The organism is Rhodococcus sp. B10 (assembly GCF_011770055.1).
Taxonomy (GTDB): Bacteria; Actinomycetota; Actinomycetes; order Mycobacteriales; family Mycobacteriaceae; genus Rhodococcoides; species Rhodococcoides kyotonensis_B.
This window is the reverse complement of record NZ_JAAFYV010000011.1, coordinates 124,351-137,506: the sequence shown is the minus strand read 5'-3', so window position 1 is coordinate 137,506 and position 13,156 is coordinate 124,351. Positions and strand designations below refer to the sequence as shown.

At 67.9% G+C, this 13,156-nt stretch carries 9 protein-coding genes; 3 read left to right on the top strand and 6 right to left on the bottom strand.

All coding sequences use genetic code 11. The annotated features are described in order from the left end of the window. Positions 1-108 precede the first annotated feature (108 nt). Together RhoFasB10_RS09980 and RhoFasB10_RS09975 are read right to left on the bottom strand one after the other, a co-directional pair. On the bottom strand, positions 109-1,008 hold the full coding sequence (locus RhoFasB10_RS09980) for an ROK family protein (RefSeq protein WP_068420390.1): 900 nt from the start codon (positions 1,006-1,008) through the stop codon (positions 109-111). Between the two features lie 31 nt (positions 1,009-1,039). Further along, positions 1,040-1,825: a class I SAM-dependent methyltransferase gene (locus RhoFasB10_RS09975; protein ID WP_114332056.1), complete on the bottom strand. Its 786-nt coding sequence runs from the start codon at positions 1,823-1,825 to the stop codon at positions 1,040-1,042. A gap of 102 nt (positions 1,826-1,927) precedes the next feature. Between RhoFasB10_RS09975 and RhoFasB10_RS09970 the strand changes: the two genes are divergently transcribed. Continuing rightward, positions 1,928-3,121: a glycosyltransferase family 4 protein gene (locus tag RhoFasB10_RS09970; protein ID WP_167676253.1), complete on the top strand. Its 1,194-nt coding sequence runs from the start codon at positions 1,928-1,930 to the stop codon at positions 3,119-3,121. Here RhoFasB10_RS09970 and RhoFasB10_RS09965 read toward each other — a convergent pair. Next, positions 3,103-4,797 (bottom strand): hypothetical protein, encoded by a 1,695-nt coding sequence (locus tag RhoFasB10_RS09965; protein ID WP_167676241.1) that lies wholly within the window; start codon positions 4,795-4,797, stop codon positions 3,103-3,105. The genes RhoFasB10_RS09970 and RhoFasB10_RS09965 overlap by 19 nt on opposite strands. A 25-nt stretch (positions 4,798-4,822) precedes the next feature. Between RhoFasB10_RS09965 and RhoFasB10_RS09960 the strand changes: the two genes are divergently transcribed. Then, entirely contained in the window at positions 4,823-6,001 is a 1,179-nt protein-coding gene (locus RhoFasB10_RS09960; protein ID WP_167676239.1) for a polysaccharide biosynthesis protein, read from the top strand. A gap of 51 nt (positions 6,002-6,052) precedes the next feature. Here the strand turns inward: RhoFasB10_RS09960 and RhoFasB10_RS09955 are convergent, their stop codons facing one another. Further along, on the bottom strand, positions 6,053-7,183 hold the full coding sequence (locus tag RhoFasB10_RS09955) for a DUF3068 domain-containing protein (RefSeq protein ID WP_068420383.1): 1,131 nt from the start codon (positions 7,181-7,183) through the stop codon (positions 6,053-6,055). Between the two features lie 201 nt (positions 7,184-7,384). Here RhoFasB10_RS09955 and RhoFasB10_RS09950 point away from each other — a divergent pair, with 201 nt between their 5' ends. Then, positions 7,385-8,515, top strand: coding sequence for an acyltransferase (locus RhoFasB10_RS09950; RefSeq protein ID WP_068420382.1), 1,131 nt, complete (start codon positions 7,385-7,387; stop codon positions 8,513-8,515). A gap of 21 nt (positions 8,516-8,536) precedes the next feature. On the opposite strand, the gene RhoFasB10_RS09945 is transcribed toward RhoFasB10_RS09950, so the two are convergent. Together RhoFasB10_RS09945 and RhoFasB10_RS09940 are read right to left on the bottom strand one after the other, a co-directional pair. After that, positions 8,537-12,910 carry an alpha-(1->3)-arabinofuranosyltransferase gene (locus RhoFasB10_RS09945; protein ID WP_167676237.1) on the bottom strand — a complete coding sequence of 1,458 codons (4,374 nt, stop codon included), beginning with the start codon at positions 12,908-12,910 and terminating at the stop codon, positions 8,537-8,539. Continuing rightward, positions 12,891-13,061, bottom strand: coding sequence for a DUF2613 domain-containing protein (locus RhoFasB10_RS09940; protein ID WP_084423591.1), 171 nt, complete (start codon positions 13,059-13,061; stop codon positions 12,891-12,893). Before RhoFasB10_RS09940 ends, RhoFasB10_RS09945 begins: the two co-directional genes overlap by 20 nt. Positions 13,062-13,156 lie beyond the last annotated feature (95 nt).

The window sequence follows — 13,156 nt, the reverse complement described above, 5'->3', positions numbered from 1 at the left end:
AAACGACTCGCCCAAGGCAAAAGCAAACGCGACATCATCCGCTGCCTCAAACGAGCCGTCGCCCGCGAAATGTTCCAGCTACTCACACAGAAAATCAGCAGTTGACACTCATAGGAGCATCACGGGTGGCGCAGCCGCCAGAACCGCCGCGCCCGTCAGCGTCCCGGCCCCGCCGAGTTTCGCGGGCACGATGGCGAGGTCGTCGAGGAAGCGCAGTCGCGCGTGCAGTGCCGCCGACTCCTTGATCGGATCCCACAGCGGTGGCCCGGCCTGCGCGAATCCGCCCCCGATGACGACGAGGTTCACGTCCACCAGCGCCACCGCCGACGCGATGGCCTGCCCCAAGGCGACGCCCGCGCGCTGCAGCGTCGTGATCGCGACGACGTCACCGTCCCCCGCGGACCTGGCCAGCTCGGCGCCCGTCGAGCCTTCCCATCCCTGTTCCTGAGCCCAGCGCACCGCGGACGGCCCGCTGGACACCGTTTCGACGCAGCCGAGGCCGCCGCACGTGCACGGCGTCGTCGAACCGGGGACGACGATGTGGCCGATGTGGCCCGCATTTCCGCTGCGTCCGTGCACGATCTCACCGCCGAGAACAAGGCCGCCGCCGATCCCGGTGGACACGACGATGCTCAACACGTCGTCGACGCCTTGCGCAGCGCCGAACTTGTGCTCGCCGAGCGCGGCGCATCCGCCGTCCATGGCGACCGTCACCGACGCGTCGGGAAACTGCTTTTCTACCGCTTCGCCGAGGCCGAAGCCGTCCTTCCATTCCGGGATGTTGATCGGTGCGACGGATCCGGCGACGGTGTCGACAGGCCCGGAACACGCGATTCCGACGCGGTCGATGTCGCTGCCGACGGCTACCGCGTCGAGCAGCTCGGAACAGGCCTTCCAGACGTCCGTCCGGGGCGTCGGAACTTCCAGTGCTTCGCCGGGGCGCCCGTCCTCGGCGACGACCGCCGCGGTCATCTTCGTTCCTCCGATGTCCAATGCCAGCGCAGTCATCGTTCCACGGTACCGGTGCCCGCGCTCGGTTCTAGGAAGCCCGCAGGACCACGACGAGATTGCTCGCGAGTAGCTCCCGAACGAACGGGATGTCGATGAGCCACCAGGCCCACCGCGGATGGTAGCGAGGGAATGCCGCGAGTAGATCACCGTTGGAAGTGCTTCGCGCCCAACGCAATCCGTCGGCGGCACCGATGTCGAACAGGGATTCTCCGAAGAGGTTCTTCGGGTCGCGGCCGTGCTTTCGGCGGTAGCGTTCGGCGGCGTATCGACCGCCGACGTAGTGCCACGGCCGGGTCTCGTGACCGCCGAACGGGCTGAGCCAGAGCGTGTACGACAGCACCATCAGGCCACCGGGTTTGGTGACGCGGAGCATCTCCTCGGCCATCGTCCACGGTTCACGCACGTGTTCGGCGACGTTCGACGAGAAACAGATGTCGACGCTGTCGTCGCGGAACGGCAGTGCCATCCCGGAACCGCGCACGCTGCCGTGCACCTGCAGTCCTGCGGCGTGCATCTCGGAGGGGTCCGGTTCGACCGGGAGGTACCGGGCGCCGCTGTCGAGGAACACCTGGGCGAAGTAGCCGGGACCACCACCGACATCCACGACGACGCGGTCGCGCAGCTCGTCACCGGTCAGGCCGCGGTAGAGGTCACCGATCAGCTCGACGGAGTCGCGGGCGAGTGCGCCGTAGAAGATGTCGGGGGCGGTCTGTTCGTGGCCGAAGTCCTTCAGCAGGCTCACCGATCGACGCAGTGTCGCGCGTTTCGCGAAGTAACGGGTGACCCCGGACCTGCGGCTCCTGAAGTACGACACGAGCAGAAAGAGTATGTGAAGCTGACGCGTCGAGCTTCGCTGGGCCGGACGAACCGCTAGGGTGTTTCGAGTTCGTGTTTCGTGGCCGTAATGGGGGAAGCTGTGCAAGAGGTGCTGCTGCTCTGCTGGCGAGATACCGGCCACCCGCAAGGTGGGGGCAGCGAGCGCTACCTCGAGCAGGTAGGCGCGGGTCTGGCGCGAGGCGGAGTTCGAGTGACGCTGCGGACGGCGTCGTACCCGGGGGCTCCCGCCGAGGAGATGGTCGACGGCATCCGCATCAGTCGCGGGGGTGGTCGTCTCAGCGTGTACCCGCGGGCTCTGGCTGCCATCGTCGCTGGTCGGCTCGGGTTCGGGCCTCTGCGCGGAATCCGGCCCGACGCCGTCGTCGACACCCAGAACGGCATTCCCTTCTTCTCGCGCCTCGCCGCGGCCGCCCCGGTGACGTTGCTGGTGCATCACTGCCATCGCGAGCAGTGGCCGGTAGCGGGTCCGCTGATGGCCAAGCTCGGCTGGTGGCTCGAGAGTGTCGTGTCGCCGCGGGTGCATCGACGCAATCAATATTTGACGGTGTCGCTGCCGTCGGCCGACGAGCTGGTTGCCCTCGGGGTCGATCGTGACCGCATCGCCGTCGTTCGCAACGGCGTCGACGCGCTTCCGCCCGAGGCCCCCGAGGACGTTCGATCCGCTCATCCGTCGCTGTCCGTGCTGTCGCGTCTGGTGCCGCACAAGCAGATCGAGGACGCGCTCGCCGCCGTCGCCGCCCTGCGGCCGCGTGTTCCGGACCTACATCTCGACGTCATCGGCGGCGGTTGGTGGGAAGACAACCTGCGGCAGCGCGCCACCGAACTCGGCATCGACGACGCAGTCACCTTCCACGGCCACGTCGACGAGGCTCGCAAACACGAACTCCTCGGGCAGTCGTGGGTGCATGTGATGCCGTCGCGCAAGGAGGGGTGGGGTCTCGCCGTCGTCGAAGCGGCTCAGCACGGTGTTCCGACGGTGGGATACCGCAGCTCGAAGGGCCTCACGGACTCCATCATCGACGGCGTGACGGGTTTGCTCGTCGGCTCCGACGAGGCCGAGCGTGACGTTCCTGCGTTGACCGATGCCGTGGCCGATCTTCTGCTCGACGCCGACCTGCGTGCCGATCTCGGTGAGAAGGCACGCGTCCGCGCGCGGGAGTTCTCGTGGGAGCAATGCGCGCACGGCGTGCACAACGTTCTCGAGGCGTCGACGACGGGTGCGCACGTGTCCGGGCTGGTGTCGCCCGGGCCGGCTCAGGTCTTGCGTCTGTAGACCGCGACGCTCACCCCGCCGACGAGCAGCGCGATCCACACCAGATGTGCCGCGCCGACCAACCAGTTGGCCGACGATCGAGCTCTCTCCCATGCGTCCGGAACGCGGTACAACGCCAATTCGTCGTCCGAGTAGACGTTCTCGAGCTGGTCCAGCGTGCGCTGCGAGTCGCCGAGCTGTCCGGGCGTCGTACGTTCCACCAACACCCACGCGACACCGAGTTCTCGCAGTCGTTCGACGTCGCCGCCGGCCATCAGCACGGACTCGACGTCCTCCGCGCGTGATCCTTCACCGCGGACCGTGCCGCCCGCGACGATCAGTTCGCCGGTCTGCAGCACGTCGAGCGGCAGCATGCGCGGCGCCGGATCCAGCACGGGAGCGTCGCCGCTGTACGGGAAGATACGGAACATGCCCGCGGGGAGGACGGCTACATCGCCCGCTTCGTTCTCGAGTCGTTCGGCGACGGCGGTCCACGACGACGGATAGCGAACCGGCTCGACCTGCCCGGCGACGCCCCACACCAGGTCGGGCAGCGCGACGACGACGGCCAGCATCGCGGCGGCCGCAGGCAGCCATCGATTGCGCAGTCGCACACCGACCCAGACGACTCCGGCCGCGGCCGCGAGTGCGTAGAACGGCATCGCCAACCCGACCCACTTCTGGGCGTCGCGCAGCAGTCCCGCGCCGGGGACGTTCGAGACAGCCCATGCGCCGACGCGCAGGCCTGGGCCGGTCGCGCCCAGCGTGGGGCCCAGAACTGCGACAGCCGCAACGACACCCAGCGCGAGCACGTACGGGTTGCGTCGACGCCGCCACAGCGGTGCGAGACCCAGCGCGACGACTGCTAGCAGCAACATCGTTCCGAACAGCGCGAACACGGACGTGCGAGTCTGCGGGACGGCGTCGGAGTTCCAGATGCCGCCGAGTCCGGCGAGACTGCCGATCGTGCCGAGGCCCGGTTCGGCGCGGGCCGCGAATGCTGCGACTCCGGCCGGGTCGCTGCCCTCGGTTCCGCCTCCGGACACGACGGTCGCGACGAGCCACGGCAGCGAAGCCGCGACGGCCAGCACGAGCGTCACGACGGTTCGGCGGGCGCGATGCACGCCGCCCGGGGTCACCGCGAGCACGATCGCGACCGACGCCGCGAGCAACGCACCCGTCGGCGTCAGACCCGCAGCGGCGAGACAGGCTGCCAGCGAGGCCCAGCGGCCGCGTCGGCGAAGGGTCAGGGCGGCACAGACAGTCCACGGCACTGCGGCGTAGCCGACCAGCAGCGACCAATGCCCCTGCAGTAGGCGCTCGGCCACGTACGGGTTCCAGATGGCGACGGTCGACGCCGTCAGCAGCGCGGGCGTCGACGCGACGGGAAGCAGCGCCCGCACCATCTGCGCTGCACCCCACCCGGCCAGCCACAGCGCGAGCAGCAGCACGGTCTTGACGACGATCCCGCCGTCGACGACGGTCGACAGCGTCGCCACGAACGCGTCCTGCGGCACCGCTCGGGCGGCGGCGTCGGTCGTGCCGAGAGCGGCGTCGGTCAGGTATGAGCGAGGGGTGCTGACCGCGTCGCGCATCAGCAGGTAGCCCGGGCCGAGAAGGGGCCCGACGACGGCGAGCGCGAGGATCAGGCTGAACGCTGCCGGTGCGGCCGTCCGGCCGCGCTGCGTCCACGCCACTCACGGGACCCTATACCGTGTCCCCATGCCGTCCCGCACCGTCAGCACCTCGGCGGTCGCCGGGATGTCGATGGTCACGGCCGGGTCGATGGCGGCCAACGCCGCGTCGTACCTGCTTCACCTGCCTGCCAGCCGTTTCCTCGGCCTCGCCGGCTACGCCGAGTTCGCGAGTCTGCTCGCCGCGCAGTTGGTCCTCGCGGTGCCTGCGCTCGCGCTGCAGTCCGTCGTCGCGCGTGACGTCGTGCGGGGGCAAAACAGCGGTGAGCTGCGGTCGCTCGGATATCGGTCCGCTGCCGTCGTCGCGGTCCTGGCATTGGTCGCGTCGCCGGTCGTCGCCTGGGCGCTGCAGACGGGCGTGCTGGCGACGGTGTCGGCGTTGGTCGTCGCGCCCGTGCTGGTCGTGTTGGCGACGGAACAGGGGTTGCTGCAAGGTTCTGCGCGTTTCGGGACGTTGAGCATCGTGTTGGCTGCCGCGGGTCTCGGCAAGGTCGTGCCCGCGGTCGTCGTACTGGCGTTCGGAGGTGGGCCGGGCATCGTCCTGGCGGCCAGTGCGGTCGGAACGTCGATCGTGGCCGTCGGCGCTCGGCTTGCGACTCGAACGACGACTGGGCCGTCGACATCCCGGCTCAGCGTCGTCGAGGTGCTCGCCGCATCTCAGGTGCAACTGGCGTTGATCCTGCTGTCCTCGGTCGATCTCGTGCTCGTGAAGGCGTTGCTCGACGACGACCAAGCCGGTCTCTACGCGCTCGGTGCGGTCGCGACGAAGGCCGCGTTCTGGCTGCCTCAAGCCGTCGGCGTCGTGCTGTATCCGAGAATGGCGAACCCGAAGCAGTCCGCGTCGGCGCTTCGATCCGCGCTTGCGGTCGTCGCCGGAATCGGGGCCGTGCTCGTCGTGGGGTGTGCCGTCGCGTCGCCTCTGTTGCCGCTCCTCGTCGGCGACGCCTATGCGCCGGTCAAGGGGTACGTGTGGATCTTCGCGCTGCAGGGAGCGTGCCTCGCGGTGTTGCAGAGCGGATTGCTGTGGGCCATCGCGGGCAACAGAACTCGCCTCGCGGCCGTCGCCTGGGTCGGCCTCGTCGTCGAGGTGGTGCTTCTGGTGACGGTGGCGTCGACGGTGGTCCAGTTCGTCACCGTCGCGGCGTCCGTCGCCGCGGTGTGTGCGGCGGTGATGAGCGCGGTCGCGGTAGGCGCGTCGCGCCCGTGAGTGGGAATGTATAGCGGGCTATACATTCCCACTCACGGGTGACGAAGTCGCCTACTCCTTCGACAGATTCGTACGGGGGATTTCCTCGGTCCGGTCCGTCGTCCAGTCGCGGCCGACGGGCTCGGTGCGCGGGGCGTAGCCGCCGTCGTCGGTGCGCTGCGGTCCGCCGGTGCGTGCAGGCTGACGCGGGCCACGGCCGCCGCGCAGGCCGAGCAGGATGCCTGCGATCAGTGAGATGACTCCGAGAATGCCCGCGATGATCGGGAGCGTGCGGCCGAACAGCGACAGCTTGTCCTGACCGTCCTTGGCTTGCTGGATCTGGTACTCGACGGTGTTCTCGTCGAACGCGATCGGGGCGTTCAGGACGTCGACCTCGGGCTGGCCCGCGGTGCGCGAGTAGTACTGGTGGACCTGCTCTTCGCCCTTGACGATGACGCCGGTCTCCGGCTCGACCCACACCGTGCGCGTGTTCTCGTACCAGCGCGTCATCGTGACCGGAGCCTCGCCGCCCTCGACGCCCCACGTCGCGGCAGGCAGCGTGACCTTGTTGGTCGGGGTGTTGACGACCGTCGACAGATCGACCGGTCCGACGTCCTGCTGGTACTTGTAGACCTTGGTGCCGTTGATCTCGGTCTCTTCGACGAAATCGATGTCCTTCGACGCGCGAGCGTTGATGTCGAAGAACGGGTAGCTCTTCTGCTCGGCGTTGAACGGGAACTTGTACTGAAGGCCCGTGTGCTGCACTTCCTCGGCGGGCTTGTCACCCTGCACCTGGATGCTGCCGATCGGATCGTCGACGGGCATCGAGCTGACGCGGTCGACGGTGACGCGGTCGACGGTCGCGGTCAGCAGGCCGGTGTCGCCCTGCTTGTCACTGCGGCGCAACGTCTGTCCGGCCTGCAGCGTCATGTCCGTTGCGCCCGACGGCTCCTCGACGGTGACGAAACGCTGCGACACGAGCGGAACGTTCTGGTCGACCTGTGCGCGACCCGCGGTGAGCGATGCGGCGTTGAGCACGCTGCCCGTTCCGGTCGACACCGTCGTGACCTCGAGGTCCAGTGGCGTCTTCTCGAGGCGCGACACCGTGTAGGTCGGTATCAGAATCGCGGCGATCACGAGGAATGCACCCAGGCCAACGAGAACGAGGGCAACAATCCGGCTCGGCCCTGAGCGCTCCGCCATGTGACAGTCTCCTTAGTCTTATTTCCCGGCGTGCCGCTGCTTCCACCCCCGTCAGCTCGGGTAACGCCCGCGTCCCCGACCTGGAGTGTCCGATTGGTATCGCCACGTCGCAGGTGACAGTAACAGTGATCACGCGTCGCAGTCGCGGGCACGCCCGATCATGGTCAACTTTCACGAACGTAAGTGCTTGACTGGTCGACGATGAGTACACCGACTGTCTCCGTTCCGCGCGAAGTCGTTCCGTTGCGCGGTTTCATCCCCTCGCTGGAGGGGATGCGCGCCTTCGCGTCCATCGGGATCATCGTCACGCACGTCGCGTTCCAGACCGGTGCCGCGAACTCGGCCGTCCTGGGCCGCATCTGGGGACGATTCGATCTCGCCGTCGCGTTGTTCTTCGCGCTGTCGGGCTTTCTGCTGTGGCGGCCGCATGCGGCTCACGCACGGGGCCTCGGCCAGGCCCAACCCATCCTGCGGTACTTCTGGTCGAGGGCGGTCCGCATTCTGCCCGCGTACTGGGTCGTCGTGACGCTGGTGCTGTTGTTCCTGCCGAACACGGGAAGCAGTTGGCGGGTGTGGGCGGCGAATCTGTCTCTGACACAGGTGTTCGTGCCGTTGACGCTCACCGAGGGCATGACTCAGATGTGGAGTCTGTCGGTCGAGGTGGCGTTCTACCTGGTGCTGCCGCTCATCGCCGTGTCGATGCTCGGACTGCGTGGTGATCGAGCACGATTCCGACGGCCGGTGCTGTTCGTCGTCGCTCTCGCGAGTCTGAGTTGGGCGTTCATCCCGGTGTCGACGCCCGACGCCATCCACCACGACAACTGGCTACCCGGCTACTTCGCCTGGTTCGCGGCGGGCATGCTGCTGGCCGAGTATTCGACGAGTTCCAGGACGTGGATGCATCGCGTCATGGGGCACAGGGTGTTTGCCGCGTCCATCGCGGTGGTGGCGTTCGCCCTGTCGGCGACGCCTCTCGCCGGGCCGGAAGGATTGGTGCGTCCCGAGCCGTGGCAGTTCGCGGTCAAGGTGACGCTGGGCGCGATCCTCGCGTTCGCGATGTTGTCGCCGCTCGTCCTTGCCGACGAAGGTCGGAAGCACCGCGTGCTGGAACATCCGGTGACGCTCGCGCTCGGCCGTTGGTCCTACGGCATCTTCATCTGGCATCTCGTCGTGCTGGCGATGGTCTTCCCGGTGTTCGGTCTCATCCCGTTCTCCGGCCATTTCCTGTTGGTGTTGGTCGTGACCGTCGGCCTGTCGATTCCGGTCGCCGCGGCGAGCTACGCCTTGATCGAGGAGCCGGCGAGGCGGGCGCTGCGCACCCGTGCGCGGTAAGTCGGTCCATGGAGCAACTTTTCACGCACGGGTGCGAAGCGCACTCACCGCCAAAGCCGCGATGCCGACGAGTGCGGAGAACTGCACGAGATACGAATGCCCGACGTAGCCGTCCGCGTCGCGCCACGGCCCCTTGGACAGCAGACCCATCGAGAGCAGGGTGCCGACGCCTGCAGTGGCGACGAGCGTCGTCGCGGCGATGTCCGGTCCGTAGCGTCGGCCCAGCCACCAGCCGAGTGCACCGACAGCCGCCGTCGTGACGACCCCGGCGATACCCGCGACGACCGCTGCTGCGACGAGTAGGAACGTCCAGGCGAGTATCGGACTGCGCCAGGGCGCCGGGGCGGGTGCGTCGGTCTCTCGGCTCCGAAGGAAAGCGAAGAACGTCAACGGGATCAGCAGCAACAGGCCGCCGAAGATGCCGAGGCGGTACCACGTGTCCGACGGGTAATCGAGCGTCACCGCAGTGACTCCTGCGGGAACGGTCCAGCCCTGCTGCCACCCGTTCACGACGACGGGTTCGAGTACGGTGCCGTCGGGAGTCGTTGCGCGCCAACCGATGTTGCTGCTCTCGGGGACGACGAGGAGCTGATCGGTCGTCGAGTCGCTCAGCTGGATCTCACGGTGGTTCTCTTCCCACGCCGACGTCGCCACCTGGCGGGGGGTGTTCGCCTGCGTGGTCTCGGCAGCAGTGGAGCCTGCGGAACGATCGGTTGCAGATGCAGGAACGGGCATGGTGCGCAGGCGCATTCCGTCGACGACGAACGCCGCACCCGGATCGACGACGACGTCCTGTCGACCTTCCGGCAGCGGGGTCGGGTTGAGCCTGTCGTTCGGGACCGGGAACACACCCTCGCACATCGTCGCCTGCAGCGGTGCACCGGAACGGAATTGTTCTGCCGTCGCGGTCACCGACGCGCGGGTGGTCTGCCCGGCAATCGACACGATCGGTCCGACGTCGCATCCGACGGTGATCTCGCGGTCCTCGTTCGCGGGAGCAGAGCCCGCAGGAGCGACCCCGTTCGTATTCGCCGGAGCGGAGCCTGCAGCGAACCCATCGGCAGCTGTGCCGACTTCCTGTCCACCGGACAGGACCGTCACCTCGGCGAGACCCGGCGGCTGCGGGACGATGAAGCCGAGTGAGTTCCGGTCCAACACGTCGTCCCAGTCGACGATCGACAGCACGATACGGTCGGTCACCCGTGGCTGGAGGTCGACGGTCGTGGTCCCGTCCGTGTCCACGTCCCGAACCTGCGGTCCGGCACCGAGATTCACGGCCACGCGCGTCGGGTGCGCGGGTAGGGTGCCGACGCTCGGCGTCAGGGTGAGACCGTCGACGAGGGTCGGCTCGGGCAGATCTATCGTCAGGGTCGGTTGAGTTCCCGCTCGCTTCTCGACGCTCTTCTGCGGTGCCGTCCACGACGTGCGGTCGTCGCCGTCGGTGGCCGCGAACGCCGAGCCGTGCAGATCGCCGACGTCCGACGCGCCACTCGTCGTAGGCCGATCGGGTTGAGACAGAAGCGCTTCCAGCTCGGGGCTCTGTCGAGTGCGCAGCGTCAGTTCCGGCAACACCGCAGTTCCGATGGGAACCGACAACGTTCGCGAGAACCTGCCCAGTTCCTCGGGTTGCTGCGACAGGCCGCTGCTGCAGCGGATGCGATCGGCGGTGTCGAGGCATCCAGGGCGACCGGGGAATTCCTGGCCGAGGTCCCACTCCTTCACGCGCGCACCGTCGGTCACGGGAGGGAGTACCGCACGGTGAACGATCGACACCTGTTGCGGCGCATCGCGATCGGAGTAGTCGTCGACGGACAGCTCGCTGATGCCGAACTGGCTTCCTCGGGTGCCGTCGACTGTCGATTTCGCAGTGATTCGCACCCAGGGCGTGGAGCCACCGGGAAGCGACACCGTCAACGGGTCACCCGGCCTGTCGACGCGGGCCGCGGTGCTGCCGTTCGGTGTGGTGATTTCGAGCCACTTCACGGGGTCGCCGATGGTGCCGGGACTCGTGCGCAGATGGAGCAGTCCACCGCGTATCGGAGTGTCGAAGTCGACCTGAAGCCACTGTCCCACAGCGCTTTCGATGCCGTTGGACACCCAGGCCGTCGCGAGGTCGCCGTCGACGACTGCCGCGACGCCACTGCCGGGCTTCGTGCCACCGATCTGCGTCGAATCCGAGGCGGAGCTCGACGCGGTGATGGTCGCGCCCTCCCATTCCGCGTTCACCGTGTCGGCGCCGTCGACCGGATAGTCGGGCACTTCGTTGAGCGACCGTCGCGGTTCGTCGATCGAACGCAGCGCGGAACTGTGGTCGTCGACCTGCCCGAAATCCGTTTCCCGATTCATCGGGGTGTCCGTCACGGTGACCGTGTCGACGTCCATGCCCGCGGCGGCCGCGTCGGATGCGAGGATGACGGGACCGGCAGGGACCGGGTCCGGAGCGCCGGAGTTGCGACGAGTGTTCAAGCGCTGCACCGATTCCGGGCCGCCCTGCACGAACGGCACGCGATCCAGGTCGACGGCGTAGGGGCCGGACACCCCTGCCGTCGACTCGACTTCGTAGATCTCGATTGCCGGGTACGGGGGCCGTAGATCGCCGTCGACGGTGACGCCCTCCACCGTGCCGGGGGCGATCTCGTCACCGAACTCGGCGACGCGCGTCAGTCCTGGGGATCCGTCGAGTGCCGCATGCACCTGCACGGGACGGGTGGAACGAGAGGTCTCCGGTTCCAGATCGTTCCGCACGACGACGTAGCGAATTCCCTGGCCGCGCAGCGTGTCCGCGAGACCTGCCGACGGGGAACCGTCGGCGATGAGGCGTTGGACGGAGTCGAGCGCGCGAATCGCGCCGGGAGGGGTGAGCGGCACCGAATCACGCACGGCCCAGGGCGTCGTCGCCAATGCTTGAAGCGGTTCGTCGCGGGTCAGGCCCCACGTCTGCAGGGCGAAGGGTGCGCCGGGGACGACGAGGGCGCGGTCGGCGTCGGAGCCGTCGGGACTCGTTCCCGACGCGTTCTCGGTGAGCCAGTCGGCCGCATCGTGCCAGTACTGCGGAATGGATTGATAGGCACCGCGAGGGGCGAGCTTGCCGGTCCAGGCGAGTGACGTCGAGAACGTCAGAGCGACGAGGACGAGCCCGGCGACGGCGACCATCTTGTCGCGTTCGGGGTGTGCGATCGCTGTGGTCCACGTCCGGAACGGCGCGGAGCCGGGCAGCGGAACACGTGCCAGGAGGTGAGCGAGCCCGAGTACCAACGGGATTCGAACGACCGGCTCGAGCTTGTGCACGTTGCGCAGGGGAGCGCCTGCCGTGTCGAGGAAGAGTCGGACGGAGTCCGCGATCGGCGAGCTCAGGTCACCGACGTAGCCCGCGGTCAGTCCGACGATACCGACGAACAGCAGAACGGTGAGGCGTCCCCGGGCAGGCATGGACCGCATCGCGAGGCCGATGACGCCTGCCGCTGCGACGACACCCGTCGCGACGACGGCCGCCGGCTGAGTGACCAGCACTGCGCCGGCCACGCGCTCGGGGGAGACGAACGGCGTCCAACTGCTCGTGCCGCGCAGAATTTCGGCGAGCGACGCCCATTGCGTCGTGGTGCCGGATGATTCGATGTAGTCGAGGAACGGCGGGCTGACGCTGCCCAGTAGCAGCAGCGGGACGATCCACCACAGTGTCGCGAAGACGAGGAAGCCTGCCCACCACGCGCAGAACCGGATCCAGCGACTGTTCGGTCGGTGGCACAGTACCCAGACGACGCCGACGAGGCACGCGGCCGCCGTCGCAACGGCATTGACGGCACCCATGAGCGCGACGGCGACGGCCGACTGCGCGGCGAGCTTGCGGAGTGCAGGCGACCTGTCGGAACCCGGACGGAACGCCCACACGATCGGAACAAGCACCCACGGCGCGAGCATCATCGGCATCGTCTCCGACGAGATCGACGCCAGAGTCGTGATCACGCGCGGCGACAGAACGAATGCGAACGCCGCGACGATGCGCGAGCTGCGGCTTCCGACACCGATCGCCTCGGCAAGTCGAACGATTCCCCAGAAACCCGCGATCAGCAGCAGTGCCCACCAGATGCGCTGTGTGACCCACGGCGGAATCGACAGAACATCACCGAGCGCGAAGAACGCTCCGTGCGGAAAGAAGTAGCCGTACGCCTGATTCTGAACCTGACCGAGCGGCGCCTGCGACGTCCATTGATGCGCAGCGCGCGCGAGGAAGCCCAGCGGGTTCTGGGTCAGGTCGTATTTGGTGTCCGCAACGGTGAAGCCGGGAACCTGGAGAAAGGTGAGAAGGAACGCGAGGGCGGAGACGCCGAGCAGCCACCGTCGACCGAGTGGTTCGGAAGAGATCGAAGCAGGAGCGTCAGCGGCTGCCGTACTCAACCTGGTTCAGCAGCGAGGAGTCGGCATTTCCGGAACGATCGATGTCGGGACGGGTGTTGTCCGACGCCGCCGCAGTCACTCCGAACACGACACCGGCGCCCAGCACCGCGCCGACCACCGCAGCAACAACTCCCGGGACAGCGAACTTCATCTCGGTTCTCCACTTTCGTCGACAGGCGCCGGGGACAAACGATCGCGCGCGGCTCACGGTATCACCCGAACGCGTGGACGCCCGGGTGCACGCGC

Bases quoted from the DNA above. Each gene is read 5' to 3' on its own strand.
- RhoFasB10_RS09955 (WP_068420383.1), bottom strand. From the start codon at position 7,183: ATGGCGGAGCGCTCAGGGCCGAGCCGGATTGTTGCCCTCGTTCTCGTT.
- RhoFasB10_RS09940 (WP_084423591.1), bottom strand. From the start codon at position 13,061: ATGAAGTTCGCTGTCCCGGGAGTTGTTGCTGCGGTGGTCGGCGCGGTG.
- RhoFasB10_RS09960 (WP_167676239.1), top strand. From the start codon at position 4,823: ATGCCGTCCCGCACCGTCAGCACCTCGGCGGTCGCCGGGATGTCGATG.
- RhoFasB10_RS09950 (WP_068420382.1), top strand. From the start codon at position 7,385: ATGAGTACACCGACTGTCTCCGTTCCGCGCGAAGTCGTTCCGTTGCGC.
- RhoFasB10_RS09980 (WP_068420390.1), bottom strand. From the start codon at position 1,008: ATGACTGCGCTGGCATTGGACATCGGAGGAACGAAGATGACCGCGGCG.